We start from the raw sequence: 23,418 nt of genomic DNA on the forward strand, positions 1-23,418 counted from the left end.
GGAATCCTCCGCTTGTTGTCAGCGAGATTATCTTCTGGCAGATGCGCCCGTCAAACCGTTCAGGCGGCAAGATCACCGAGAAAGTCATTGCACCAGCGCGAGACGTCGCGTTCCAGCAGATGGTCCATCATCCGTCTCCAGCGATCCTGGCGCTCCTGAAGCGGCATGTTGAGCCCCCGCGCCAGCGCATTGGATGTGCCGACAATGTCGTAGGGGTTCACAAGCAGAGCGCCGTTCAGTTCGCGCGCCGCACCGGCGAACCGGGAGAGGACCAGAACGCCTGGATCATCGGGGTTCTGGGCGGCAACATATTCCTTGGCGACGAGGTTCATGCCGTCGCGCAGCGGCGTAACAAGCCCGACTTTGGCAAGCCGATAGAGGCCGGCAAGCACCGGCCGGCTCACGGAGCGGTTGATGTAGCGGATGGGCACCCAATCGACCGTACCGAGTGCACCGTTCACACGGCCCGCCTGTTCGGCGACCATGCGCTGCATCGCCTCGTATTCGGGCACCTCGGAGCGGGATTTCGGTGTGATCTGCAAGTAAGTGACCTTGCGCTGATGCGCCGGGTTGTTGGTGACGAAATTTTCAAACGCGTCGATGCGCTGGGTGATGCCCTTGGAGTAATCCAGCCGGTCTACGCCGATGATGAGGCTGCGGTTTTCGATGCTCTGCTGTGCCTTCAGGACCATGCTGTGAGTGCCGGCTTTCCTCGCGAATTCCGCGAAGGCCGCCGTCTCGATGGCAATCGGATAGGCTCCGCCGCGGAACCTGCGCTCGCCGGCGACGAAAAGCCCTTCGCTGATCATGTCACCCATCTCTTCCCGGCGCAGGCAGCCTGCGAAGTTCTCCAGATCGTGATCAGTCTGGAAGCCGACGAGATCGTAGGCGGCGAGCCCCCGCATTATCTCGTCATGGACAGGCATGGCGAAGAGGACGTCGGCGGGCGGCCAGGGGATATGCAGGAAAAAGCCGATCTTGTTCCTGATGCCCATCTGTCGAAGTTCGGCGGCGAGCGGGATCAGGTGATAGTCGTGCACCCAGATAATATCGTCAGGCTTGATCAGTGGCGCCAACCGATGGGCGAAGAAGCGATTGACACGGAAATAGCCGGCCATTTCCGTGCGCCCATATTCTGCGAGGTCGAGCCGATAATGACAGATTGGCCAGAGCATGCGATTGGCAAAGCCGAAGTAATATTCGTCGACATCTTTGGATGTCAGATCGGTTAGAGCATAGGTGATGTTGCCGCGCTGCTCGATCGCAAGCGGTCCGGGTTCGCCCGCGTCGTTGATTTTGCCCGACCAGCCCATCCAGACGCCCCCCCGTTTTTCAAGGGCGGCCTCCAGTGCCACTGCGAGCCCGCCGGCAGAGGCAGCCCCTTTCTTCTCCGGAACGGGCACGCGGTTCGAAACGACGACAAGGCGGCTCATGGCAAATTCCTTTCATTAGAAATAATTGCAAAACGCAATCAGCCGGCAAAACGCGCGACGATCTCGCGGACCACCGCTGCGGAGGGCAGGATGCCGCGCGCGTCTGTCTCGTGCGAAGGTGCACCGACGCGGATGGAGTAACCGCCAAGCCTGTTTGCGGCGCGGAACATTGACTCATCGGTAATGTCGTCGCCAATGGCGATCGGACGACGGCCAAGGAAGGGCGGGGTTGCGATAAAACTCTCCAGTGCATCGCCCTTGTTGGCTCTGGCGGGCCGGATTTCCAGAACCATCTTGCCGCGCTGGAGGGTCCAGTCCGGACCTGCGCGGTTCACGAAACGCTCGATCAGCACGGTAAGTTCCGCCAACCGCTCGGGCGCAAGGCGATAGTGGGCGGCTACGGCTGCGCCCTTGTCCTCGATCAGGATGCCGGTCCAGCTGGCCGTTTCTGCCCGAAGCTCGATCTTCAGTCTCTCGAACTCGCCCGTGGGCTCTACTTTGAAGATGCTGCCGTCAGGGCTGCGGCGCTCGGCTCCATGCAATCCGGCGATTGGAAACTGGAAGGGAGCGAAGAGCCGGTCGGCATAGGTAAGGCCTCGTCCGGTCACCAGAGCCAGTGCCCCGCCGAACCTCTGCGAGAGCGTATCGAGCTGCGCGGGAAGCGACGGCGGCACGAATATCTCATCCGGCGTCGGCGCGAGATCGAGGAGCGTGCCGTCTATATCGAGGAAAAATGCACCGTTTTGAAGATAGGAAGAGAGTGTGGAGAGGGTTTCATCCTGCCGGGAAGCGCTGCCGGACGGCGGAGCTTCTGATAGCTGATTGCTGTTTGCCATGCCGGGGAAACTAGGTCAGCACAGCCCTCCGGCAACCCTCGATCTCGTTCAATCCGCTGGCGGGTTCGCCGGATGCTCGGCATAAAAGGCTTTTGCATCCGCCGTGAATGCGGCGCGCTGGCCAGCTGTCGTATAGAACATATGGCCGCCGCGATAGAGTTTCAGCGACACGCGATTTCCCGCCAGGGACGGCGGCAGGTGATCGACCACATAGCGACTGACGCCGTAGGGCGTTACGAGATCGCTGTAGCCATGGGCTATCAGCAGGTGGAAGGACGGGTTGGAGGCAAGCATCTGCCTGATATCATCAGTTGCGCTCGCCTGGAAACGTGAACCGCCGCCGCGGCCGCCGCCCCACTCCCAGCGCTGGCTGATATCGTTTTCGAGCAGCGTGTAGGTCATCTCTGTCTTGAAGCCGAGCTCGTTGCGGGCGTAGTCGGCGAAGGCGCCGCCATAGGCTCTGGTAAAGCCGTCAAGGATCGCATCGTCGCCTCGGTCGTAATCGGATTCCGGATAGGGGTCGGGCGTTGCGAAGGCCGCGTCGTATGGGCTCATCACCTCGCCCGGCTGCTTGCCGGAATGCTTGGCGTAGGCATTGCCGAGGAAGCCCCGATTGCGGGTGACGATATCCTGAGGGATGCCCGTAAGGCTGGAGATCCTGCTATAGAAGCTTGCTGCCGCGTCCCCTGTCGGTGCCGGGCCGGCGAGCGTGGTGAGGTAGTCGCCAAGTGCAAACTTCTCCGCATCGCGCTGGCCGGATTCGTTGAAGCTCTTGCGCCGGTCGGCTTCGGCGGCTGCCAATGAGGGGAATTCCAGCGCAGCCCCCAAAGCGAACTGGTCGGCATTGAACATCAGCTGGCCCTCGAGCAGCGGCGAAAGCATGACGGTGCCGGCAATGATGATGCCCTGGTTTTGCTGCAGCGCCGAGGCGACCTTTGCGGCGCGGAAGCCGCCATAGCTCTCGCCGAGCAGATATTTCGGCGAATTGGCACGATTATTGTGCGCGACATAGAGGGCGATTGCCTTCGCCATCGTCTGCGCGTCGCTGCCGACATTGTAATAGTTTGAGGCGTCGTCCGCCTTTACCGTACGGCTCCATCCGGTGCCGATAGGATCGATCAGCACGAGATCGGTGAAATCGAGCCAGCTATGGGGATTGTCGACGAGCTTCGCGTTTGCGCCGTCACGGCCATCGGGCCCGAAATCGAGTATGCGCGGGCCGACAAGTCCAAGATGCAGGAAGGCGGAAGCCGCGCCCGGGCCTCCATTGAAGGCGAAGGTCAGCGGCCGGTTCGGCCCGGCATCCTTGGCGATATAAGCGGTGTAGAAGATCGCGGCGTTCTGCGCGCCATCCTGGCCGAAAAGATCGAGCGTACCAGCCGTGGCCGTGTAGGCGATGTTGCGTCCGTCGGCCGTTGTCATCTCGTGCTCGGTTACGGAATCTCCCGGCAGCAGCTTGAGCACGCCTTCGCGAGAAGAACCCTGAGCTGACGCAGCCCGTCGTTCACCGGCCTCTTGCGCAAAGGAGAACGCGGGTGCGAGCGTAGCGGTCAGCGCGGCGAACAGAAGCAGGGATCGGAAGTGCAAGGATTTTTCCTCCGGCGGGTCGGAATGCGGCTGAGATAGGGTAGCAGCCGAACCCCTTCGATGGAGATCAAGAGATGGTGATGCGAAGGTGAAGCTGGCTCATTCGCCTTTCTCGACCGTGCGCGCATTCACATGCAGCGCCCGGCCGGCCCGCCACCCGTTGAAGGCGGCGCCAAGGCCGAGCGCGACGAAAAGCACCGCGCACCATGCGAAACTTCCAGTCCAGCCGCGGATCAGGCCGACGATGAACGGCCCGACGGCGGCAAGCAGATAGCCTACGCATTGTGCCATGCCGGAAAGGTGAGCAGCGACATGCGGGTCGCGCGAACGTAGTACGATGGCTGTCATCGCCGCAGCGATCAGCCCGCCCTGACCGATGCCCTGCAGCACGGCCCAGACCCAGACGGTGGAAAGCGGCGCAAAGAGCAGGCCGAGCAGTGCGACGACGGCGAAAGCGCAGAGCGTCACGTTGATGAGGCGCTGATCCCTGCCTCGTACGGCGATGTGCGGCACGAAGAGGCAGGCAGCGGCCTGCACCATCACGGAGACCGAGACGATGCCGCCGGCCACAATGCCGTCGAGACCACGTTCACGCAGGATCGGCACCAGCCAGCCGAAGACGCAATAGGCGAGCGCCGACTGCAGGCCCATGAAGAGCGTGACCTGCCAGGCAAGCTTATCCCGCCACAGACCTTCGACGCGAAAACCGCTGCGCCGGGCCTGTCGGCTGCTCGCAAAGACCTGCGGCAGCCATATGAGCCCGACCACGAGCGCAGGCAGCGCCCAGACGGAGAGCGCGCCGTCCAGCGAACCGCCGAGCGCATGTTCGATCGGTAGCGTCAGGCCGGCGGCACTGGCGGCGCCCGCGCAGAGCGCCATGGTATAAAGGCCGGTCATCAGAGCCGTATTCGCGGCGAAATCGCGTTTCACCAGTCCGGGCAGCAGCACGTTGCCGACGGCGATCGCAGCACCGGCAAGAGCGGTACCGAAAAAGAGCAGAGGCACGGAGGAAAAGCCACGCAGCGCCGTACCGAGCGTCAGCAGCAGGAGCACACCGAGCAGCGTCCGCTCCGAGCCGATGCGCTGGGCAAGCCGCGGAGCAAGCGGAGAAAAGGCGCCGAGGCAAACGACAGGCAAGGTCGTCAGCAGGCTGGCGCCGAGTGGCGACAGGCCGAGTTCCCCACGGATTTCCGGCAACAGGGCGGAAGCGCTGGAAAAGACCGGGCGCAGATTGAACGCGATCAGCACGAGGCTGGCGCCAAGGAGGAAGCGGGCTGTTGTGCTCTGCTTCTGCGGAGGCAGCGGTGAAGGCACGCTGTCAATTTCGGCATCGATCATTGTCTCGTCGGCGGCGTCAAACGAGGATGTGACATTCTGTACGGTCATGGTCATGAAAGAAGCATCCGGTCGAGAGCGGAAAGGATGGGTGCCATGAAGGCGCGCACGGCAGCATCGGCCTTGTCGGGGCTGCCCGTCTCAATGGCGTCGACGATCGCCTGATGCGCTTGCATGTCAGGCTCAGGAATGGTCCTGTCGAGCGTGGCGGCGATGGTTTCCGCGATGGAGATGGAGAAGAAATCGTAGATTTCAATCATCGCCCGGTTTCCCGAAGCGGCGATGACGGCCTTGTGGAAGGCAAGATCGCGTTCGATAAAGCCTGCGGGATCGCCGCCTTCATAGTTGCCACGCTCGGCAAGCAGTCTGCGAAGCCCGGCGATGATATCAGGCGTCTTGCGGATGGCGACAAGCCGTGCGCCCTCGACATCAAGCGCACAGCGCGCCTCGAACTGGTCGCGCAGGCTGGCGCGCCGTGCCATTGTGAGCGGTCGGCTGTTGTCGGTGGTCGAAAGCACATAAGTGCCGGAGCCCTGCCGCGTTTCCAGAAGACCCTGCGAGACGAGAACGCGCACAGCCTCGCGCACCGTGCCGCGGCTGACCGAAAGCATGGCCGAAAGCGTGGCCTCGTTCGGCAGCTTCTCGCCGACAGCCCAGCGCTTGGCGAATATCTCGCTGCGGATTGCTTCGGTTGCCGTATCGGCAAGGTTTGTTTTGTTGAGTGGTTGCATGACACTATTCATAAAGTCATCGGATGACTTTATGAATAGGTTGCTTTCGTTCAAGCGTCAATTGCCACCGCGGCAATAAAAAAGGGCCGCTTTCGCGACCCTTTCCATGAGGTTTGGCCTGTAATTGGCCGGACCGTCTTATGCGGTCCCTGGAAGGTGGGGTTTAGTGCGAGGGCTGCCTCGCTTCCATCACCACTTCCATGCCCATTACGAGGTCCGAAAACTCATTAGACATTGGATCACCTTCCTTTCGTTACGTTGATAATGATCTAAACGTAAGCCGATTCCCCGGAGATGCAAGAAAAAATCGCATGGCTGTTTTTTAGCCGGCGTTGGGTTATGTCGCGCAACTGTCTGATTTTCCATGGCTGCGATCACGCAAATCCCTATTGTTTTTGCGGAAAGTGATCTCGATCAGCGTCAAGAATTGGTCAACTTGGCCTGGCAAATCGGATAGTCATTAAGTTGTTGTTAGCCGTAGCGTCAGACAATCGAAGACGTTTTCAGCATTCCTGCCGCGCAGGCGGCGGGCCGGAGCAAGAGCATGTGTCGCTGGGCAGCCTATCGCGGAGACCCTCTCTATCTGGAGGAGCTGGTATCCTCTCCCGCCCATTCCCTGATAGAGCAATCCCATTGCGCCACCCGCGCCAAGACGGCGACGAATGGCGATGGTTTCGGCATTGCCTGGTATGGTGACCGGCCCGAGCCGGGCCGCTACCGCGATATCCTGCCGGCATGGTCCGACTGCAATCTGAAGAGCCTGGCCCGGCAGATCCGTTCGCCGCTGTTCCTCGCCCATGTCAGGGCCGCGACCGGCGGCGGCACGCGCCGCGACAACTGCCATCCCTTCACGCATGAAACCTGGTCTTTCATGCACAACGGCCAGATCTCCGGTTTCGAGCGTCTGCGTCGGCCGATGGAAACCATGCTGGATGACGAACTCTTCAATGCCCGCAGCGGCACGACGGATTCCGAACTCCTGTTCCTGCTCGCTCTGCAGTTCGGTCTTCGGGATGCACCGATCGCTGCGATGGCGCAGACAATCGCGTTCGTCGAAGGCCTGGCGGAGAATATTCTGGGATCCGTGCTGCTGCGCTTCACCGCGGCCTTCTCGGATGGAAAGTCTCTTTACGCGGTTCGCTATGCCACTGACCGCAAGGCACCCACCCTCTATGCCTCGCCGCTTGCCAAGGGGTACTGCCTCGTTTCCGAGCCGCTGAACGATGACGGTGATGCCTGGCGGGAAATCCCTGATGGGAGTGCTGTGATCGTCAGCACCGAGGGTCTTGAGATCACGTCTTTCCGGCCGGAAAAGCCTGCGGCTGCGAGGCCGGAACCTTTTTCTATCCCCGCATAAGCTGTTCGGCGATCAGCGCGGCCAGCCGTACCGCCACCTCGTCCTTGGATAGATCCGGCCATTGCTCGATGCCGTCGCGCCGGATGAGCTTCACGCTGTTGCGCGTACCCCCCATGATGCCGGTGGATGGCGAGACGTCGTTGGCGACAATCAGATCCGCGCCCTTGCGATCCAGTTTCAGCTTGGCATTGGCCTCGACATCCTGTGTTTCTGCTGCAAAGCCGATCACGAGTTTCGGTCGCGTCGTGTGATGGCCGACGGTCTTGAGGATATCCGGGTTCTCGGTCAACGCCAGTGTCGGAATGGATTCACCGGGATGCTTCTTGAGCTTCTGGTCGGCGGCCGAAGCCACCCGCCAGTCGGCGACGGCTGCCACCATGACGGCGACATCGGCGGGAAGGGCGGCAAGCACGGCGTCGCGCATCTCTTCAGCGCGCTCGACATGCACCATCCTGACACCGGCCGGATCGGGGATCGTCACCGGGCCGGACACCAGCGTCACATCCGCGCCGAGTCGCGCCAGGGCTGCGGCAATGGCATGACCCTGCCGACCGGAGGAACGGTTGGCGATGTACCGCACCGGATCGATTGGCTCATGCGTCGGGCCTGAGGTGACGATCGCCTTCCTGCCGGCGAGCGGCTTCGGCCCGTCGTCGAGCAGTGCTTCGACAGCCGCAACGATCTCCAGCGGCTCCGCCATCCGGCCTGTGCCGGCCTCGCGGCTCTCCGCCATCTCGCCGGCGACAGGGCCGATAAAGCGGATACCGTCGCGCCGCAGGGTCTCGATATTGCGTTTCGTCGCCGGATGCGTCCACATTTTCGGGTTCATCGCGGGTGCGGCAAGCACCGGCCTATCGGTGGCGAGCAGTACCGTGGAAGCGAGATCATCGGCAAGCCCATGCGCCATCTTGGCCATCAGGTCGGCGGTGGCGGGCGCGATCAGCACTAGATCGCAATCGCGAGCCAGCCGGATATGCCCGACATCCTGCTCATCCTGCCTGGAAAAGAGATCGGTGAAGACATGGTCTGCCGCAAGCGCACCGACGGCAAGCGAGGTCACGAACTCCTGCGCACCCTTCGTCATGATCGGACGCACGGAAGCACCGCGTTCCCGCAGGCGGCGGATGAGATCAAGGCTCTTGTAGGCCGCGATGCCGCCCGAGATGATGAGAAGGATGCGTTTGCCGCTGAGAGCCATGGTTTTTTCCCGCCGCTTCTGTGATTGGGAAAAACCCTAAGCCTTTGGCGGAAAACATGCAATCGCCGATGCTCAGGCCTGCTTGGGCCGCTTCGGGGTAAAGATCGCAATCGCCATTCCGACGCCGATCAGCTGGAGGATCGCGCCGCCGGCTTCGGGCACTGTCGGCATGCGCTGCTCGAACAGGAAGCCATAGAACAGGCCGAAGACCGTCTCCGCAACGATAAGCTGGGCGGCGAGTGCCAGCGGCAGAATACGCGAGGCAATCATCCAGCACAGCGTGGCAAGCCACGATCCGGCAATGCCCATGACGGCCGCCCAGAGCACGAAGTGAAAGGTCTGCGCGCCGGTGAAGCTGATTGCCTCCCCGAGCGAGGTGAAGGGCAGGAGGACGACTGAGCCGATGCCGGCGCCGATCCCCTGCAGAGCGGTCCAATGCATGGCGCTTGGCGCATCCTGCGACTGCATGACGGCAGCGCTCATCATGCCATAGGTGACCCAGAGCGCCAGTCCGATCAGAGCGGCGACGATGCCGAACAGGATTTCGGTCTGATCGCCGGCAGATGTCGTGGCAAAGATCGAGACATTCACCCAGCCGATGCCGATCGCTATCAGGATCAGCGGTATTGCCAGCGCTCTCCAGCCGATGACCTGATCCCTGAGATTGGCGATGATGGCGAGTAGTACGGGCATGGTGCCGATGACGAGCGGTGGGATGGCAGTGCCCGCGTAACGCACGGCATAGGAAATACTCATGAAGTAACCGACATAGCCGACGCTACCGAGCGCGATGCCGGTCAGAACAAGCGAGCGTCGCAAGCCCGCTGGGCGAAAGCGCGGATTGATCATCAGGATAAGGCTGACGACGGCAAAGAGCCCGTAGCGCGCCACCGTCAGGTCGATCGCCGTATAGGGTGCGACGACGCGCGGGGCAACGAAGCTGAGCCCCCATAGCGCACAGGTGGCAAGACCGCACAGGATGCCGATCAGCATGTAAAACTCCGAAGAGACGAGGCGAGGCTCCGACAGGAAAGGGATAGGGAGCGGTCACGCGGAAGGATGTTCCTAGCCGATATGCCCTATCGGGCGTCGAAACAAGGCCTGTCTGCGACATCCGTACGATAGTCGGAACGCAGATCGCCAATTGCTGCGTTGGTGTCACTAATCATTTGACGTAAGCGCACTTCAGTCAAAGATGGCGCATCGACATAGTGGGCCAACCCGAGTAAAGGAGTTGCCCCATGTTTGCTGTAACAGGAATGACAGGTCAGGTCGGCGCCGCTGTTGCCGATCATCTGATGAAAGATGGCGCCGAGGTTCGCGCGGTCGCAAGAAACCCCGAAAAGGCGGTCGGCTGGAAGGAACGGGACTGCGATATTGCTGTCGCCGACATGAATGACGCGATATCTCTGACATCGGCGTTCAGAGGCGCCGAAGGCGTCTTTCTCGTCATCCCACCGCTTTTCGATCCTACACCGGGTTTTCCGGAGGTGAAAGGCATGCTGGCAACCTTGAAGACCGCGCTCGAGGCGGCGCGGCCAGAAAAGCTTGTCTGCTTGTCGACCGTCGGCGCACAGACGAAGCAGCCGAACCTGCTGAGCCAGCTGGGCATCGTGGAGAAGGAGCTTTCGACGCTCTCCATCCCGGTCGCTTTCCTGCGCGCTGCCTGGTTCATGGAAAACGCTGCCTGGGATGTGGCGCCAGCCCGCGAAAGCGGCATCATTCCGAGCTTCCTTCAGCCTCTCGACCGCACCGTGCCGATGATTGCCGTTGATGATATCGGCGCGCTCGGTGCGAAGATGCTGCGTGAAGACTGGCAGGGCGTACGCGTTGAAGAGCTGGAAGCCCGGGAGCGTGTCAGCCCGGCCATGATAGCAATTGCCTTTGCCAAGGCACTTGGCAAACCGGTATCCGCGCAAATCGTGCCGCGTGAGAGCTGGGAGGAACTGTTCCGGACCCAGGGCATGAAGAACCCAGAGCCACGGATGCGCATGCTCGATGGTTTCAACGAGGGCTGGATCGATTTCGAGGGCGGCCGCGAGAAATCGCTGAAGGGCACGACAACGATCGAAACGGCGATCCGCCGTCTCGTCACCGGTGCATGAATACAAAGGCCGCGGCGACAGCGCCGCGGCCTTTGCTCGATACCTCTGATGTGCAGGAGAAATCTCAGAGGTTACTCATGCCGCCGTCGATGATGAGTTCGCTGCCGACGATATAGGCAGCCTCATCAGAGGCGAAGAACACGATGGTCTTGGCGACTTCGCTGACATCGCCGAAGCGGCCGGCCGGGATCTGCGACTGGATATGGGAAGCCATCGCCTTGGAATCGGCCTCCGACATGCCGAGCTTGTCATAGAGCGGTGTAGAGATCGGGCCGGGGCTGATGGCGTTGACGCGGATGCCGCGACCGATCAATTCACCTGACAGCGTCTTGGCCAGCGTCAGCAGCGCACCCTTTGTCAGCGAGTAGACACTCGAATTCGGCATGCCGATATGGGCGTTGATCGAGGTGTTGAGCACGATCGAGGCCTTCTTCGAGAAAATCGGCAGCAGAGCCTGGATCAGGAAGTAGGGGCCTTTGACATTGATCGCGAAGGACTTGTCGAAAGCCGCTTCGCTCCAGCTCTCGACCGGGCCGAATTCCGCGATACCGGCATTGACGAAGAGGATATCGAGCGTGCCGAAAGCGTTCTTTACCGTTTCGGCAACCCCAGCCTGACCTCCGACATTGCCGGCATCGGCCTGGATGACGAGAACCTTGTCGCCGAATTCCGCGCGGGCGGCGTCGACGCTTTTGGCGCTGCTGCCGGTGATGGCGACGCGAGCGCCTTCGGCGATGAACTGGCGGGCGGTTTCAAGGCCGATACCGCTGGTGCCGCCGGTTATCAGGGCTGTTTTATTTGCAAGGCGAGTCATTGTCCTATTCCCCTGGATATCTGGGATGATGATGGGATCATGCGGGAGGAAGGCCGGCGCGATAACCCGCTGTTTTCGGCAGAAATCATTAACCTGCAGCGGATAATCGCGCCCTAGCCGTCAGGTGCGGGTGATCGAGGCGCCGCCATCGACCAGCGTCGCAGTGCCGGTGACGAAACTTGCATCGTCGGATGCGAGATACAGCACCGACCGGGCCAGCTCTTCCGGCGCTGCAACGCGTTTCAGCGCATGCAGGTTGGTGATGAAGGCCTGCTTGTCCGACGTATCGTTCATCTCGCGATACATGTCCGTATCGACGGCACCCGGCAGGATCGCGTTGACGCGAATGTTCTGCGGGCCGTATTCGGCGGCGAGCGCCTGTGTGAGGCCGATGAGGCCGGACTTGCTGGCGGCATAGGCCGCAACGCCGGGAAAAGCGAAGCTGTAGCCGACGAAGGTCGAAGTGAAGACGACCGAGCCGCCACCGTGCTTGACCATTTCGGCGATCTGGTGCTTGGCAGCAAGGAACGAAGCCGTCAGGTTGATCGCCAGCGCATCGCTGAAGCCCGCTTCGGAGACTTCGGTGCTCGGGCCTGCTTCGCCGAGCGTGCCGGCATTGTTGAAGGCGATATCGAGCTTGCCGTAGTTCTGGACGGCGGCTGCGACCAGCGCCTTGTGATAGTCTTCCGAGCGGACGTCGCCGGCCACGGCAACAGCGTCACCACCGGCAGCCTTGATTTCTGCAACCAGGCTTTCAAGCTCGGCCTGGCGGCGGGCACCGACGACGACCTTGGCGCCTTCGGCGGCAAAAAGCTTGGCGGTCACGCGACCGATACCCGAGCTTGCGCCGGTAACGATTGCCACTTTGTTGATCAGACGATTCATAGTTCCATCTCCTGAGTCTGGGTTGGATCGGCGACGCCGTCCCGTTTCGATGACTGGAAGATGGCATTCTTCTTTCGTTCGGATTAGTCTCCCGATCACGGAGTTCGAATTCGGAAAAGCCGAACGATGATAGAGCCAAACGATGATGAAGATTGAGGGGATAGCGGCTTTCGTCGCCGTAGTGGAGGCAGGTTCTGTCAGCGAAGCCGCGCGGCGGCTGCGCCTGTCGAAGTCGGTTGTCAGCGAACGGCTGGCCGAGCTGGAAAAGACGCTGGGCGCCATGCTCGTCCACCGCACCACGCGCAAGCTCACCGTGACCGAGGATGGGGCAGCCTTTCTGGAGCGCGCTGGGCGCATCGTCCGCGAGATGGAGGATGCCGAGGCAGATATGGCCGAACGCCGCGGCACACTCTCCGGTCCGCTGCGCATCGCAGCGCCCGTCAGTTTCGGCCGCCTGCATCTCGGTCCTGCGCTTTACCCGTTTTTGAAGGCGCATCCGCGGATCGCTCTGACGCTCGATATGGACGACAGGCGCGTCGATCCCGCCTCGGACGGTTATGACGCCATCATCCGCCACGGTGCCATCGCCGATTCACGACTGGTCGCCTGGAAGCTTGCCCGCAGCCGCCGGCTGCTTGTCGCCTCACCCGACTATGTCGAACACCACGGAACGCCGGCTTCCTTGTCCGATCTCAACGGCCATCGCGGTATTTTCTATACCAATCGCGGCGCTGCGGATTGGCGCTTCCAGACAGAGGAGGGCACCGTCGTCATCCGCGCGATGCTCGGTCTCGGCATCAACAATGGCGATATGCTGCATGATGCTGCGATCGAGGGTCTAGGTATCGCGCTGCTGCCGACCTTCATCGCTGGTCCCGCCATACGCGAGGGACGACTCATGGAAATCGATGTCGGCGCCAAGCCCGAACCGGAATTCATCTACATGGCCCATCCCGAGGGCCGAAATCCTTCCGCCAAGCTGCGCGCCATCGCCGATCATCTGAAAAAGACGTTTGGTGATCCGCCCTATTGGGATCCGGATTGCTAGTTCAGAAGGCTCATCAGGTTTTCGGTCACGGGAGAACGCTGGCTGCGCAGCACCGCAAGCGCCAGCCGCGCTACGGCGGGCGGGCCTTCGATCGGCCGGTACGCAACACCGGCAAGTTTGATCTGTGAAATCGATGTTGGAACGATCGAGACACCGAGATCGGCTGCAACGAGGTTGACGACCGAGGAAATTTGCGGCGCCTCCTGAGCGACCTTCAACTCAAATCCCGCCTCGCGGCAGGCCCGCACCACGTCATCATATAGGCTGAGGCCAACGAGACGCGGGAAAAGAATAAAAGGCTCCTTCGCCAGCAGAGCGAGCGGTAACGTCTTTCGTTTTGCCAGCGCGTGGCTTGCCGGCAGGGCGACGACCATTGGTTCATCCGGCAGGCGCTTCAGCCTGATGCCATCGGGATCGTCGCGGCCGGGGCGGAAGAAGGTCGCATCCAGTTCGCCATGTTGCAGCTTCTGCATCAGGCCTAGCGTGTTCATTTCCGTCAGTGACAACTGCACATCCGGCCAGCGGGCCTGAAAGCGGCGGATCGTCGTGCTGACCACGGGGTTAAAGGCGGAGGAGGCGGTGAAGCCGAGCGACAACCGGCCAGTCTCGCCGCGATTGGCGCTTTGCGCCGCCAGCCGTGCTTTCTCGGCTGCCGCGAGCGACGCTTTCGCTTCCGGCAGAAAGGCGGCGCCGGCTGCGGTCAATTCCGCCCCGTGCGGCACGCGATGGAAGAGCATGGCGCCGATTTCGGTTTCAAGATCCCGGATCTGCTGGCTGAGCGGCGGCTGGCCGATGCCGAGGCGCGCAGCCGCCCTCGTGAAATTGCCCTCTTCCGCCACCGCCAGAAAATACCTGAGATGCCGCAGCTCCATTGCTATCTCCAAAAGCTATCAAGAACGCCTGTCTCATATATTGGACAAATGGAGGCGATCTGACTAGATCGGGAGGCAGGAAGGAATGATAATGTCCGACTCTGCAATCCAAGACGTCGCCGGCCTTGAAACGACCGAAGAAAACCACCGGAAACACTATCTCACGCGTGGCACCGGCGCTTATCGCCGCGCCAGCCTGGCACTCTTCCTCTCGGGTTTCGCCACCTTCTCGCTGCTCTACTGCGTGCAGCCGCTCCTGCCGATCTTCTCGCAGGAATTTGCCGTCAGCCCGGCTGAAAGTTCGCTGTCGCTGTCCCTCTCCACCGGCTTCCTGGCGATCGCCATCGTCTGCGCCGCTGCCGTCTCTGAAGGGCTCGGCAGGCGCAGCCTCATGTCGATTTCGCTGGTCGGCGCCGCCGTGCTGACAATCGCCACCGCCTTTGCACCGAACTGGCATCTGATGCTGATTATCCGCGCGCTGCAGGGCTTCGTTCTGGGCGGGGTTCCGGCCGTTGCCATGGCCTATCTCGCGGAGGAGATCGACCCGCGCGGTCTCGGCGCCACCATGGGTCTCTATGTCGGCGGCACGGCCTTCGGCGGCATGTCGGGCCGGGTGCTGACGGGTATCTTCGCCGAATATCTTTCCTGGCGACCGGCCCTGTTCCTGATCGGCGCCATCGGCCTGGCCGCCGCGATCGGCTTCATTGCGCTACTGCCGCCCTCGCGCAATTTCGTGCGCCGCGCCGGCTTCGATCCGCAATTTCATCTGAAGGCGTGGTCCGGACACCTCAGCAACCCGGCGCTACCCTTCATCTTCATGATCGCCTTTTTCGCGATGGGTTCCTTCGTAACGATCTACAACTATGCCGGCTTCCGCCTCGTGGCACCTCCCTATGATCTCAACCAGACCGAACTCGGCTTGATCTTCACGGTTTACCTCTTCGGTATCGGCGCGTCCTCGGTCGGCGGCATCCTCGGCGACAGGCTCGGCCATTTTACCGTGCTCCTGGCGGGCATCGTCATCACTGCAGCAGGCTGTGCTCTGACGCTTTCGGCCTCGCTGCCGCTGATCATCACCGGCATCATCGTACTGACCAGCGGCTTCTTCATGACGCATTCGGTGGCAAGCGGTCTGGTGGGCAAACTTGCTGCCGGCACCAAGGGTCATGCCTCCTCGCTCTACATGCTCGCCTATTACATCGGCTCGAGCGTCATGGGCTCTGCCGGCGGATGGTTCTGGGCGGTGGAGGGATGGTCTGCGATCGTGATTTTCACGCTGACGATGATGGCGCTCGCGTTTCTGTCCGCGCTGACCGCGCGCCGTCTCGCCCGTCTCCTCCCTTGACATCTGGCCTGCGACGATTAATTTAACTGAAAGGTTAAATACAAGTCGGAGGACCACCTTGAAGAAAATCTATCGTGGAAGCTGCCATTGCGGCGCCGTTGCCTATGAAGCCGGGCTCGATCTTTCAGCGGGCACTTTCAAGTGCAATTGTTCGATCTGCCGCAAGAAGCGCAGCTGGCTGGCTGTTGTGCAGACCGATGACTTCCGGCTGGTTTCGGGCGGTGACCGGCTGCGCAAATATCAGTTCGCTTCCGGCTCGATCCAGCATCTCTTCTGCGAAAATTGCGGCGTGGCTTCCTTTGCACGCAATGACAATGAGACGATCGGCCCCTTCATCGCCGTCGCCGTCAGCTGCCTTGACGACGCCAGCGCTGAAGAGCTTGCCGCCGCCCCGATCGCCTATTTCGACGGCATGCATGATCGTTATGACGCAGCACCTGCCGAAACGCGGCATCTTTGACGGCGGCCGTCATCCAAGCCGGATATAGGGCACGTCCTTCTTCGCTACCTCGTCGAGCGCCTCTTCATAACCGGCGTCGGCATAACGCATGACGCCGAGTGCCGTATCGTTGGTCAGCGCATGGTCGAGCCGTTCGTCGGCGGCATCAGAGCCGTCGGCAACGACGGTGACGCCGCAGCTCGTCATGTAACCGGCATAACCGCCGCCACCGGAATGGATGACGACGAGATCGGCCATCGAGGAGCAGAGCATCATCGCATCGATGAGCGGCCAGTCTGAAATGGCATCGGAGCCATCCTTCATGCGCTCCGTCATGATGTTCGGATGCGCCATGGCGCCGGCATCGAGATGGTCGCGCGAGAAGGCGACCGGTCCCTTGAGTTCGCCATTGGCGACCAGTTCGTTGACGCGGCGCGCCAGCGCCGTGCGCTCGCCATGGCCGAGCCAGGCAATACGCGCCGGCAGCCCCTCGAAGGGAATATGCTCGCGCGCTAGGCGGATCCAGTTGGTGATGATCTTGTTGTCGGGAAACATCTCGAGCAGCAGATCGTCGATGCGGGCGATATCGCTCTCCTCGCCTGATAGTGCCATCCAACGGAACGGGCCGATGGCGCGGGCAAAGAGCGGGCGCAGATAGGCTTCGGTAAAGATCGGGATATCGAAAGCATTGGCAACGCCACCCTCGCGGGCCTGCGTGCGGATGAGATTGCCATTGTCGAAGACTTCAGCGCCGCGCTTCTGGAATTCCAGCATTGCGGTGACGTGCTCGACGATCGAGGCACGGCTGGCAGCCATCAGCTGGCCCTGGCCATCGTCGCGCAGGCCCTTCACCTGATCGATGCTCATGCCCTTCGGCACATAGCCATAGACAAGGTCATGCGCTGAGGTCTGGTCGGTGACGACATCGGGCACGATGCCGCGCCGGGCAATTTCCGGATAGATCTCAGCGGCGTTGCCAACGAGCCCGACGGAGAGCGCCCGCTTTTCCTTGACGGCGGCATCGATCATCGCCAGCGCGCTGTCGAGATCGGGCGCGATCTCCTGCAGATAACCGATCTGCTGGCGCTTGCGGGCGCGTTCCGGATCGATGTCGACGCAGAGGATTGCAGCCCCGGCCATGCGGCCCGCCAGCGGCTGCGCCCCACCCATGCCGCCAAGCCCCGCCGTCAGCACGAAGCGCCCATGGAGATCGCCGCCGAAGCGCCGTTCGGCGATGCGCATGAAAATCTCGTAGGTGCCCTGAATGACCCCCTGGCTGCCGATATATTGCCAGGCACCGGCCGTCAGCCCACCCCAGCAGATCAGCCCCTTGCGCTGCAGCTCGTAAAAGACCTCGGCCTTCGCCCACTGGCCGACGATGTTGCAATTTGCCATGATGACGAGCGGCGCCTTGGCATGGGTCTTCACGAGACCAATCGGCTTGCCGGACTGGATGAGCAGCGTCTGATCCTCGCCCATTTCGGTCAGCGCCTTGACGATGCCTCGGTGCGCCGCCCAGTTGCGCGCCGCTTTGCCGAGCGCAGCGTAGACAACGAGATTATCAGGGTCTTCGCCAACCGAAAGTACGTTTTCCAGAAGCCGCAGCAACGCCTCTTGCCGCCAGCCCCTGGCACGTAGCTCCGGTCCGCCGGGAATCGGAAATTTCGGATGGCGTGGATTGGCCTTCGGCATCTTGGGTTCCTCGTCTTTCGTCGTCGGCACATGCAGCACCGGTTCATTCACTTGGCAGGCAGCGGTTCCACATACGCAAGCGCGGCGTCGATGAGGCGACGGCGCATGGTGTCGTCGCCATAGACATCGGCATTGGCCCGCACCCAGCCATACATGATCCGCTCGCCTGACAGCATCTGGATCACGCCGGGCTGCGCCAGCGCCCAGCCATCATTGCCCTTGCCCAAGCGCAGCAACATGCCGTCATGGCGTGCGCAGCAGAGCAGGTTACCATTGAGCATGAAGGCCCAGCCGCCGAACATGGATTTTTCGCTCAGGCCCGTCCGGTCGCCGAGTTCTTCGCGCATCAGTTCTTCCAGGCCGGGATCGCGCGCCATGGCTCAGGCCCTCGTCTCCAGTGCATAGCGTGCTATCTCGATGCCCATCGCCTTTTCGACGAACGGATAGACGGTTGGATCGAGCACGCTGGCGGATAGCGGTATGATCTCCTTCGGTACATGCAGGATGAAGACATGCATGCCACCCTTTAGCTGGCCGACCGAAAGCGGCTCGCCCTCCTCGGAAAGCGTGGTGATGACGGCCGGGAAGGTCGCTAGGCGCGTGCCGCCGGCATCTTCGACTGCCATATATTCGTTCATCACATGCAGGGTGACGGCTTTTTCGCCGGCGCCGACGGTGATCGTTCCGATGTCGAAGGCTTCCTTCGTATAGACGACGTCCTTCCTGGTAATCGTACCTTCGGCCAGGATATGGCCACCCGTCGTCTTGCAGATCGCATCGATGATCGCCGATCCGCCGCGTTTTTCCGCCTCGATTATGGCTTCGCCGAGCTTCAGTGCCATCGAGATCCCGCCAAGCGCGGCATTCTTGCGGACATAGGAGGCGCGCAGCGGGTTGCGGCAGCTGGCGATGAAGCCACCGGACTGGTCGGCGGCCACCCGCAGCACCGGCGAGATCTTCGCCGTAGCACCCTTCACGACCAGCTCGATATAGCGGTTTTCGGCCCGGTTGCCGCCGACAGCCGTCTGGATCATCTGTTCCGGCGATCCTGCCATGCCGATCGAGCCCATGTCGCCGGTCGGATGTGCGCGTATATCGCCGACGGCATCGACGACCTTGGTGCCGAGGATCGCTGAAGGCAGCCAGCCGTTCAGCGTCGAGGACTTGCCGTTCTGGCCGATGATGAGACCGGAGAGCTTTTCGCCGAGCGACTCCTGCAGCAGCTGCACGGCTTTCACATAATCGATGCCCTGCATCTCCCAGGGCGTGGTGGAGGCAGGCGCCCCGATCGCCGCCGCCGTCGCGACCCAGTCGTTATCGCCGAGTTCCTCGATGGAGACGAGTTCAGGCTTGCCGACGTTGACGGCGGCATAACCGAGCATGCGGCCATGATCGGCCCAGCCACCGCCGCCGGCGGCATAGACGGAACCGCCCTTGACGGCGGCTTCCACGTCCTTCTCAACCAGTATGCGTCCCATTATCCTTCTCCGTCGTAAGTGTCCTGTCCATCTCGCGCACTGCCTCGAAAAGCACGGCGGCGCCGAGCGCTATGTCATCATTTTCGGCCCATTCATCCGGGGAATGGCTTCGGCCCTCCTTGCAAGGCACGAAGATCATCGCAGCCGGCGCGACGCGGGCAATCCAGGCCGTATCGTGGCCGGCGCCCGACGCCATGAAGCGGTGTTTGGCGCCGACTGTCTCGCAGGCCCGTTCCAGGGTCGAGAGCAGGCCTTTGTCGCTCGGTGTCGGGAAATTGTCGGAAATGCGGTTCGGAGAAGCAATCGTCACGCCGAATGCCAGAGCGAGCTTTTCAGCATGGCCATCCAGCCAGCGGCAGAACGCTTCCATGTCGGCCCGGATTTCGGCCCGTCCATCGATCAGCAGCACGACCCGCGACGGCACGACATTGGCGGCATTCGGCTCGATGCGGAATTCGCCGACGGTGGCCGCAAAATGACCGGGTGTCTTGGCAAGTTCGCTCGCGGCATTGCGAATATCGAGCACCAGCTGCGAAGCGGCAACCAGCGCATCGGAGCGCAGATCCATCGGCGTGGTCCCGGCATGGTCGGCGCGGCCTTCGACAGTGATCTCGATGCGGGTAATGCCTGAAATCGCGGTGACGATGCCGATATCCTTGCGCTCGTTTTGAAGGATGGGGCCTTGTTCGATATGCAGTTCCAGAAAGCCGGCAATATCGGGCTTGTTCTCGTGGGTCAGAACCCCCGGCGATCCACCGACCTCGGCAATCGCTTCGCCAAGATCGCGGCCGTCGACCGCGCGGGAAAGCCATGCCTGCGGCAATTGCCCCGTCATGCCGCGGCTGCCGATGCAGGAAACGCCGAAAATGCTGACCTCCTCGGCCAGGAAGTCGACAATCTCCAGATCATGATCGAGGTGAATCTCCTGTTCCCGCAACGCCCGCGCAACCTCCAGAGCTGCGGCAACCCCGGCAATGCCGTCGAAGCGCCCGCCATCGGGTACTGTGTCGGAATGCGAGCCCAGCATGATGATGCCTGAACCGGGTTTTGCGCCTTCACGCCGGCCGATCAGATTGCCGGACGCGTCGATACGGGTATCCAGGCCGATCGCCTGCATCCGCGCCTCCAGATAGGCGCGGCCCTCAAGGAAAAGCGGCGAAAAAGCCCGCCGTGTCCACGGATGCCCAGGCTCGGTAATATTGGAGAGAGCTTCGATGTCAGCGGATATCCGGCCAGGATTGACGGGCAGGTTGCGGCTCATGCCAGCACCTGTCTGGCAAGCGGTCGCACGAAGCGGCCGGTACCGGGTTCGGCCAGAACCTTCGACCCCTCGGTGATCTTCTCTCCGCGCAGCCATGCGGCTGAAACCGTCCACGGCAGGCGGATGCCGTTATAAGGGCTCCAGCCGACGACATTGTTGCCGCTGGACGAAGCGTCGTAGACCATTTCCTTCGGCTCCAGCACGACGATATCGGCATCCTTGCCCGGTGTGAGCGCTCCCTTGATATGGTCGAGGCGGAAATGCCGGGCCGGGTTTTCGGCCATCAGCTTCGCCGCCCAGGTCAGCGGTACGCCGCGTTCCAGCGCGCCCTTGACGAAAAGCGGCACCATCACTTCCAGACCTGGAACACCCGACGCATTCGCCAGCATGTCGGGATTGGTCTTGCGGTTTTCGGACCAGCTCACATGGTCCGTCGACACCAGCCAGACGTTGCCTTCGGCAACCTTACGCCACAGCGTCTCGACTTCGGCGCGCGGCCGCACTGGCGGGTTGATCTTCGCCTTGCCGCCGAGCCGCTTCACATCGTTTTCCTCGTCGAGCGTCAGGTAGTGAATGCAGCATTCCGCCGTCGCCTCGAAACCGTCGCGGCGATAGGCCCGCGCGATGTCGTAACCGCGACCGAGCGAGCAATGCACGACATGCGACGGACAGCCGGTATTGGCGCCGGTTTCGAAGATCGTGTGCATGGCAAGCAGTTCGGTTATCGGCGGGCGTGACAGGCCATGCGCTCGCCAGTCGGTGATGCCGCTTGCCTTCACCTGTTCCATATAGGTGCGGACCGCCTCGTCATCCTCGTTGTGCACGCCGGCCGTCAGCCCGGTCGGCGCAATCGCGGCAAAACAGGCGTCGAGCAGGGCCGGTGGAATGCGCGGGAAGCGTTTGGGATCGGTGCCGAAGGTGGAGAATTTGAAGGCGGCAACACCTGCTTCCACCATTTCCGCGATGCGTGTCGCGCCTTCCTCGGGATCGACCGTACCATAGAGCGCAAAATCGACGCGGGCCTGCGGACCGGCATGATCGACCTTCTTGTTCACGGCTGCCGCCGAGCAGACGAGATTGCCTTCGTCATAGGGCATGTCGACGATGGTTGTGACACCACCGGCCGCCGCCGAGCGCGTCGACCAGACGAAGTCCTCCTGGTCCTTCTGCGAAAGCGAATGGACCTGCGCGTCGATCGCACCCGGCAGGATCAGTGCCTTGCCAAGCAGATGCCGTTCTTTGGCTGCCGGCGGCACGCCGATACCGACTTCGGCGATCTTTCCATCGTGAACGGCGACATAGCCGCCCTCGACAATGCGCTCCGGCAGCACCACCGTGCCCTGCAGAACGAGATCGAAATCCATGCCGCGTCTCCCTCGATAGGTCGAAATTCAGATGATAGCCGGTTCCCGCGTCAGCCGTTCCTCGATGCGCTCGAGCGAACCGAGTGCAAAGAAATCGTCGAAGGAGGCGATCGGCACCTGCTCGATCAGCCTGGAGAGGAATGCATCCGAGCCGAGTTCCTCCTCGATTGCCTCGACCTCGGCCGAAAGCGGCCGGTCCACCGTGTAGAAGGCCGCATGTTTGCGCACGACCTCATAGAGCATACCCGCAACACCCTTCGGCGTGTCGCCGATAATATCGATCGCCTGTGCTGAAAGCAGGGCTTCCAGTGCGGCGAGACGCTTCAGCGCCCGCATCTGCCGGTCGAAACGCTCGATAACGAGCGGCAGGAAGGCTGCCTCGTCCTCAAGCCCCGCCGCTACGACGAGCGATTGCGCCGAAACAGGGTTCGACATGGAGAGTACGCGCGAAAAGATTTCGCCTGCAAGCTTGATGATCGGGCCGAAACCGGTCGCGATGCGGCCGGGAGGCACGAGATTGACCGGCAGGCCGCGCCGCTGGCCGTTGCCGAGCAGGACACAGCGGTTGAAGGCGTTGCGCGCTGCATGCGCCATGCAAAGCGCTGCCGATTCCAGCAGAATGGTCACGTCGAGCGGCAGGGAGCCGCCCGATGTCATCACCCGTCCCTCGACGACGACGGGATTGTCATCGGAACGCCCGGTGGCGGCGAGAATCTTGTGGCCCGTCGAAAGCAGGTTTTCGATAACGGCACCAAAGACCTGGGCGATCATGCGCAGGCTGAGCGCATCCTGCACATGGGTCGCGACCGGCCATTCCCATTCGTCGGAGGCATTGCACAGCCAGGCGCCGATCAGCGCTTCCCGTGCGGTGCCGACATGGCGCACAGCCCGCCAGGGATCGCGCGACCCGCCGAGCGCACCTGAGGCCATCATGCCGGTGGCCAACAGCACGCGGATCGAGGCGGCGGCATTGCGAGTCGTTTCGGCTGCGGCGGCAAAGCTGACGGCATTGACGCTGAGCGAGGCGAGGCTGTCGCGCGGCGCCATCTTCACCGGCTCCATGCCGGCCGCCTGGAAGGCGTCGGCAGCCTGCATGCGCTCACCGCGATAAATCGCTTCGCCAACGCCGGTCAGCACCGCGCCGATCTGGCCCATCAGGCCGATATCAGCGCAACCGATCGAGCCGGTGCGGCGCACGACCGGAATGAGGTCTGCCCTCAGCATGCGCATATAGGCGTCGATGAGATCGGGCGTACAGCCGACCTGGCCGGTCAGTGCCGTGTTGACGCGCATCGCCATGGCATTGCGCACGACATTGCAGGAAAAAGGCGTGCCGGTGCCGAAATGGTGGGCGCGTACCAGACCGAGATTGAAGGCGTCGAGATCTTCGGGCGACCATTCGACATCCTTCATGGCGCCTACACCCGTGGTCGCGCCATAAACCGGCATGCCGGATTCGATGGCATCCTCGACGATCGAACGCGCGATCCTCACGCGCTGCATACCGATCTCCGAGGCCGAAAGCGTAACCCTGCCGGAGCCGATCCTCACCATTTCGGCAAAGCTGAAGGGCTGGCCGCTCAGTTCGATTCCGGGGCGTTCATGCTTCATGTGCTCATCTCCATGGAGGCGAGACTA

General features: G+C 62.0%; 21 protein-coding genes. 5 read left to right on the forward strand and 16 right to left on the reverse strand.

The features are described 5' to 3' along the window. Nucleotides 1-59: 59 nt before the first annotated feature. The 5 genes from otsA to FHT93_RS12415 all read right to left on the reverse strand — a co-directional run bounded on the left by otsA (nucleotide 60) and on the right by FHT93_RS12415 (nucleotide 5,922). Nucleotides 60-1,433, reverse strand: coding sequence for an alpha,alpha-trehalose-phosphate synthase (UDP-forming) (gene otsA, locus FHT93_RS12395; RefSeq protein ID WP_112541864.1), 1,374 nt, complete (start codon nucleotides 1,431-1,433; stop codon nucleotides 60-62). A 38-nt stretch (nucleotides 1,434-1,471) separates the two neighbouring features. Further along, a complete protein-coding gene (gene otsB / locus FHT93_RS12400; RefSeq protein ID WP_113013122.1) occupies nucleotides 1,472-2,269 on the reverse strand; it encodes a trehalose-phosphatase in 798 nt (265 codons plus the stop codon). 48 nt (nucleotides 2,270-2,317) lie between these two features. Further along, nucleotides 2,318-3,856 carry a carboxypeptidase gene (locus FHT93_RS12405; protein WP_183847808.1) on the reverse strand — a complete coding sequence of 513 codons (1,539 nt, stop codon included), beginning with the start codon at nucleotides 3,854-3,856 and terminating at the stop codon, nucleotides 2,318-2,320. A gap of 99 nt (nucleotides 3,857-3,955) precedes the next feature. Next, a complete protein-coding gene (locus tag FHT93_RS12410; RefSeq protein ID WP_183847810.1) occupies nucleotides 3,956-5,248 on the reverse strand; it encodes an MFS transporter in 1,293 nt (430 codons plus the stop codon). Then, nucleotides 5,245-5,922, reverse strand: coding sequence for a FadR/GntR family transcriptional regulator (locus tag FHT93_RS12415; protein WP_112541860.1), 678 nt, complete (start codon nucleotides 5,920-5,922; stop codon nucleotides 5,245-5,247). Before FHT93_RS12415 ends, FHT93_RS12410 begins: the two co-directional genes overlap by 4 nt. A 544-nt stretch (nucleotides 5,923-6,466) precedes the next feature. On the opposite strand from FHT93_RS12415, the gene FHT93_RS12420 reads away from it, so the two are divergent. After that, complete coding sequence (locus FHT93_RS12420; RefSeq protein WP_112541859.1) at nucleotides 6,467-7,279, forward strand: class II glutamine amidotransferase; 813 nt, start codon at nucleotides 6,467-6,469, stop codon at nucleotides 7,277-7,279. On the opposite strand, the gene coaBC is transcribed toward FHT93_RS12420, so the two are convergent. Together coaBC and FHT93_RS12430 are read right to left on the reverse strand one after the other, a co-directional pair. Beyond that, a complete protein-coding gene (coaBC, locus tag FHT93_RS12425) occupies nucleotides 7,266-8,477 on the reverse strand; it encodes a bifunctional phosphopantothenoylcysteine decarboxylase/phosphopantothenate--cysteine ligase CoaBC (RefSeq protein WP_183847812.1) in 1,212 nt (403 codons plus the stop codon). The two genes, FHT93_RS12420 and coaBC, sit on opposite strands and share 14 nt — an antisense overlap. A gap of 72 nt (nucleotides 8,478-8,549) precedes the next feature. Continuing rightward, on the reverse strand, nucleotides 8,550-9,470 hold the full coding sequence (locus FHT93_RS12430) for a DMT family transporter (protein ID WP_183847814.1): 921 nt from the start codon (nucleotides 9,468-9,470) through the stop codon (nucleotides 8,550-8,552). 248 nt (nucleotides 9,471-9,718) lie between these two features. Here FHT93_RS12430 and FHT93_RS12435 point away from each other — a divergent pair, with 248 nt between their 5' ends. Next, a complete protein-coding gene (locus FHT93_RS12435) occupies nucleotides 9,719-10,582 on the forward strand; it encodes an NmrA family NAD(P)-binding protein (protein ID WP_183847816.1) in 864 nt (287 codons plus the stop codon). A 64-nt stretch (nucleotides 10,583-10,646) separates the two neighbouring features. Here the strand turns inward: FHT93_RS12435 and FHT93_RS12440 are convergent, their stop codons facing one another. Both FHT93_RS12440 and FHT93_RS12445 read right to left on the reverse strand, forming a co-directional pair. Beyond that, nucleotides 10,647-11,396, reverse strand: a complete 750-nt coding sequence (locus FHT93_RS12440; RefSeq protein WP_112970030.1) for an SDR family oxidoreductase — start codon at nucleotides 11,394-11,396, stop codon at nucleotides 10,647-10,649. A gap of 120 nt (nucleotides 11,397-11,516) precedes the next feature. Next, nucleotides 11,517-12,281: an SDR family oxidoreductase gene (locus tag FHT93_RS12445; protein WP_112541854.1), complete on the reverse strand. Its 765-nt coding sequence runs from the start codon at nucleotides 12,279-12,281 to the stop codon at nucleotides 11,517-11,519. Nucleotides 12,282-12,423: 142 nt separating this feature from the next. Here FHT93_RS12445 and FHT93_RS12450 point away from each other — a divergent pair, with 142 nt between their 5' ends. After that, nucleotides 12,424-13,329, forward strand: coding sequence for a LysR family transcriptional regulator (locus tag FHT93_RS12450; RefSeq protein ID WP_112541853.1), 906 nt, complete (start codon nucleotides 12,424-12,426; stop codon nucleotides 13,327-13,329). Here FHT93_RS12450 and FHT93_RS12455 read toward each other — a convergent pair. Continuing rightward, nucleotides 13,326-14,201 carry a LysR family transcriptional regulator gene (locus FHT93_RS12455; protein ID WP_183847818.1) on the reverse strand — a complete coding sequence of 292 codons (876 nt, stop codon included), beginning with the start codon at nucleotides 14,199-14,201 and terminating at the stop codon, nucleotides 13,326-13,328. The genes FHT93_RS12450 and FHT93_RS12455 overlap by 4 nt on opposite strands. A 91-nt stretch (nucleotides 14,202-14,292) precedes the next feature. Between FHT93_RS12455 and FHT93_RS12460 the strand changes: the two genes are divergently transcribed. After that, nucleotides 14,293-15,546, forward strand: coding sequence for an MFS transporter (locus FHT93_RS12460; RefSeq protein ID WP_183847820.1), 1,254 nt, complete (start codon nucleotides 14,293-14,295; stop codon nucleotides 15,544-15,546). Between the two features lie 58 nt (nucleotides 15,547-15,604). Further along, entirely contained in the window at nucleotides 15,605-16,006 is a 402-nt protein-coding gene (locus tag FHT93_RS12465) for a GFA family protein (RefSeq protein WP_112970026.1), read from the forward strand. A 9-nt stretch (nucleotides 16,007-16,015) separates the two neighbouring features. Here the strand turns inward: FHT93_RS12465 and FHT93_RS12470 are convergent, their stop codons facing one another. Genes FHT93_RS12470 through FHT93_RS12495 form a run of 6 tightly spaced genes read right to left on the reverse strand, consistent with a single transcriptional unit; the run spans nucleotide 16,016 to nucleotide 23,391 of the window. Beyond that, nucleotides 16,016-17,677, reverse strand: a complete 1,662-nt coding sequence (locus FHT93_RS12470; protein ID WP_183847822.1) for a urocanate hydratase — start codon at nucleotides 17,675-17,677, stop codon at nucleotides 16,016-16,018. Between the two features lie 47 nt (nucleotides 17,678-17,724). Then, on the reverse strand, nucleotides 17,725-18,054 hold the full coding sequence (locus FHT93_RS12475; RefSeq protein WP_113114732.1) for a TfoX/Sxy family protein: 330 nt from the start codon (nucleotides 18,052-18,054) through the stop codon (nucleotides 17,725-17,727). A 3-nt stretch (nucleotides 18,055-18,057) separates the two neighbouring features. Continuing rightward, nucleotides 18,058-19,155 carry a DUF917 family protein gene (locus FHT93_RS12480; protein WP_183847824.1) on the reverse strand — a complete coding sequence of 366 codons (1,098 nt, stop codon included), beginning with the start codon at nucleotides 19,153-19,155 and terminating at the stop codon, nucleotides 18,058-18,060. Next, nucleotides 19,136-20,416: a Zn-dependent hydrolase gene (locus tag FHT93_RS12485; RefSeq protein WP_112970023.1), complete on the reverse strand. Its 1,281-nt coding sequence runs from the start codon at nucleotides 20,414-20,416 to the stop codon at nucleotides 19,136-19,138. The genes FHT93_RS12480 and FHT93_RS12485 overlap by 20 nt, the downstream gene beginning before the upstream one ends. Then, entirely contained in the window at nucleotides 20,413-21,780 is a 1,368-nt protein-coding gene (locus FHT93_RS12490) for an amidohydrolase family protein (protein ID WP_183847826.1), read from the reverse strand. The genes FHT93_RS12485 and FHT93_RS12490 overlap by 4 nt, the downstream gene beginning before the upstream one ends. A 27-nt stretch (nucleotides 21,781-21,807) precedes the next feature. Continuing rightward, nucleotides 21,808-23,391, reverse strand: a complete 1,584-nt coding sequence (locus FHT93_RS12495; RefSeq protein WP_113211283.1) for an aromatic amino acid lyase — start codon at nucleotides 23,389-23,391, stop codon at nucleotides 21,808-21,810. Nucleotides 23,392-23,418 lie beyond the last annotated feature (27 nt).

The sequence above is a fragment of the Rhizobium sp. BK379 genome, assembly GCF_014193955.1.
Lineage (GTDB): Bacteria > Pseudomonadota > Alphaproteobacteria > Rhizobiales > Rhizobiaceae > Rhizobium.

What these genes read in the sequence shown, in the direction of transcription:
- coaBC (WP_183847812.1), bottom strand. Translation starts at nt 8,477, where the DNA reads ATGGCTCTCAGCGGCAAACGCATCCTTCTCATCATCTCGGGCGGCATC.
- FHT93_RS12430 (WP_183847814.1), bottom strand. Translation starts at nt 9,470, where the DNA reads ATGCTGATCGGCATCCTGTGCGGTCTTGCCACCTGTGCGCTATGGGGG.
- FHT93_RS12420 (WP_112541859.1), top strand. Translation starts at nt 6,467, where the DNA reads ATGTGTCGCTGGGCAGCCTATCGCGGAGACCCTCTCTATCTGGAGGAG.
- FHT93_RS12475 (WP_113114732.1), bottom strand. Translation starts at nt 18,054, where the DNA reads ATGGCGCGCGATCCCGGCCTGGAAGAACTGATGCGCGAAGAACTCGGC.
- otsA (WP_112541864.1), bottom strand. Translation starts at nt 1,433, where the DNA reads ATGAGCCGCCTTGTCGTCGTTTCGAACCGCGTGCCCGTTCCGGAGAAG.
- FHT93_RS12460 (WP_183847820.1), top strand. Translation starts at nt 14,293, where the DNA reads ATGTCCGACTCTGCAATCCAAGACGTCGCCGGCCTTGAAACGACCGAA.
- FHT93_RS12480 (WP_183847824.1), bottom strand. Translation starts at nt 19,155, where the DNA reads ATGGGACGCATACTGGTTGAGAAGGACGTGGAAGCCGCCGTCAAGGGC.
- FHT93_RS12490 (WP_183847826.1), bottom strand. Translation starts at nt 21,780, where the DNA reads ATGGATTTCGATCTCGTTCTGCAGGGCACGGTGGTGCTGCCGGAGCGC.
- FHT93_RS12410 (WP_183847810.1), bottom strand. Translation starts at nt 5,248, where the DNA reads ATGACCATGACCGTACAGAATGTCACATCCTCGTTTGACGCCGCCGAC.
- FHT93_RS12445 (WP_112541854.1), bottom strand. Translation starts at nt 12,281, where the DNA reads ATGAATCGTCTGATCAACAAAGTGGCAATCGTTACCGGCGCAAGCTCG.
- FHT93_RS12450 (WP_112541853.1), top strand. Translation starts at nt 12,424, where the DNA reads ATGATGAAGATTGAGGGGATAGCGGCTTTCGTCGCCGTAGTGGAGGCA.
- FHT93_RS12470 (WP_183847822.1), bottom strand. Translation starts at nt 17,677, where the DNA reads ATGCCGAAGGCCAATCCACGCCATCCGAAATTTCCGATTCCCGGCGGA.
- FHT93_RS12495 (WP_113211283.1), bottom strand. Translation starts at nt 23,391, where the DNA reads ATGAAGCATGAACGCCCCGGAATCGAACTGAGCGGCCAGCCCTTCAGC.
- FHT93_RS12485 (WP_112970023.1), bottom strand. Translation starts at nt 20,416, where the DNA reads ATGAGCCGCAACCTGCCCGTCAATCCTGGCCGGATATCCGCTGACATC.
- FHT93_RS12455 (WP_183847818.1), bottom strand. Translation starts at nt 14,201, where the DNA reads ATGGAGCTGCGGCATCTCAGGTATTTTCTGGCGGTGGCGGAAGAGGGC.
- FHT93_RS12440 (WP_112970030.1), bottom strand. Translation starts at nt 11,396, where the DNA reads ATGACTCGCCTTGCAAATAAAACAGCCCTGATAACCGGCGGCACCAGC.
- FHT93_RS12435 (WP_183847816.1), top strand. Translation starts at nt 9,719, where the DNA reads ATGTTTGCTGTAACAGGAATGACAGGTCAGGTCGGCGCCGCTGTTGCC.
- otsB (WP_113013122.1), bottom strand. Translation starts at nt 2,269, where the DNA reads ATGGCAAACAGCAATCAGCTATCAGAAGCTCCGCCGTCCGGCAGCGCT.
- FHT93_RS12415 (WP_112541860.1), bottom strand. Translation starts at nt 5,922, where the DNA reads ATGCAACCACTCAACAAAACAAACCTTGCCGATACGGCAACCGAAGCA.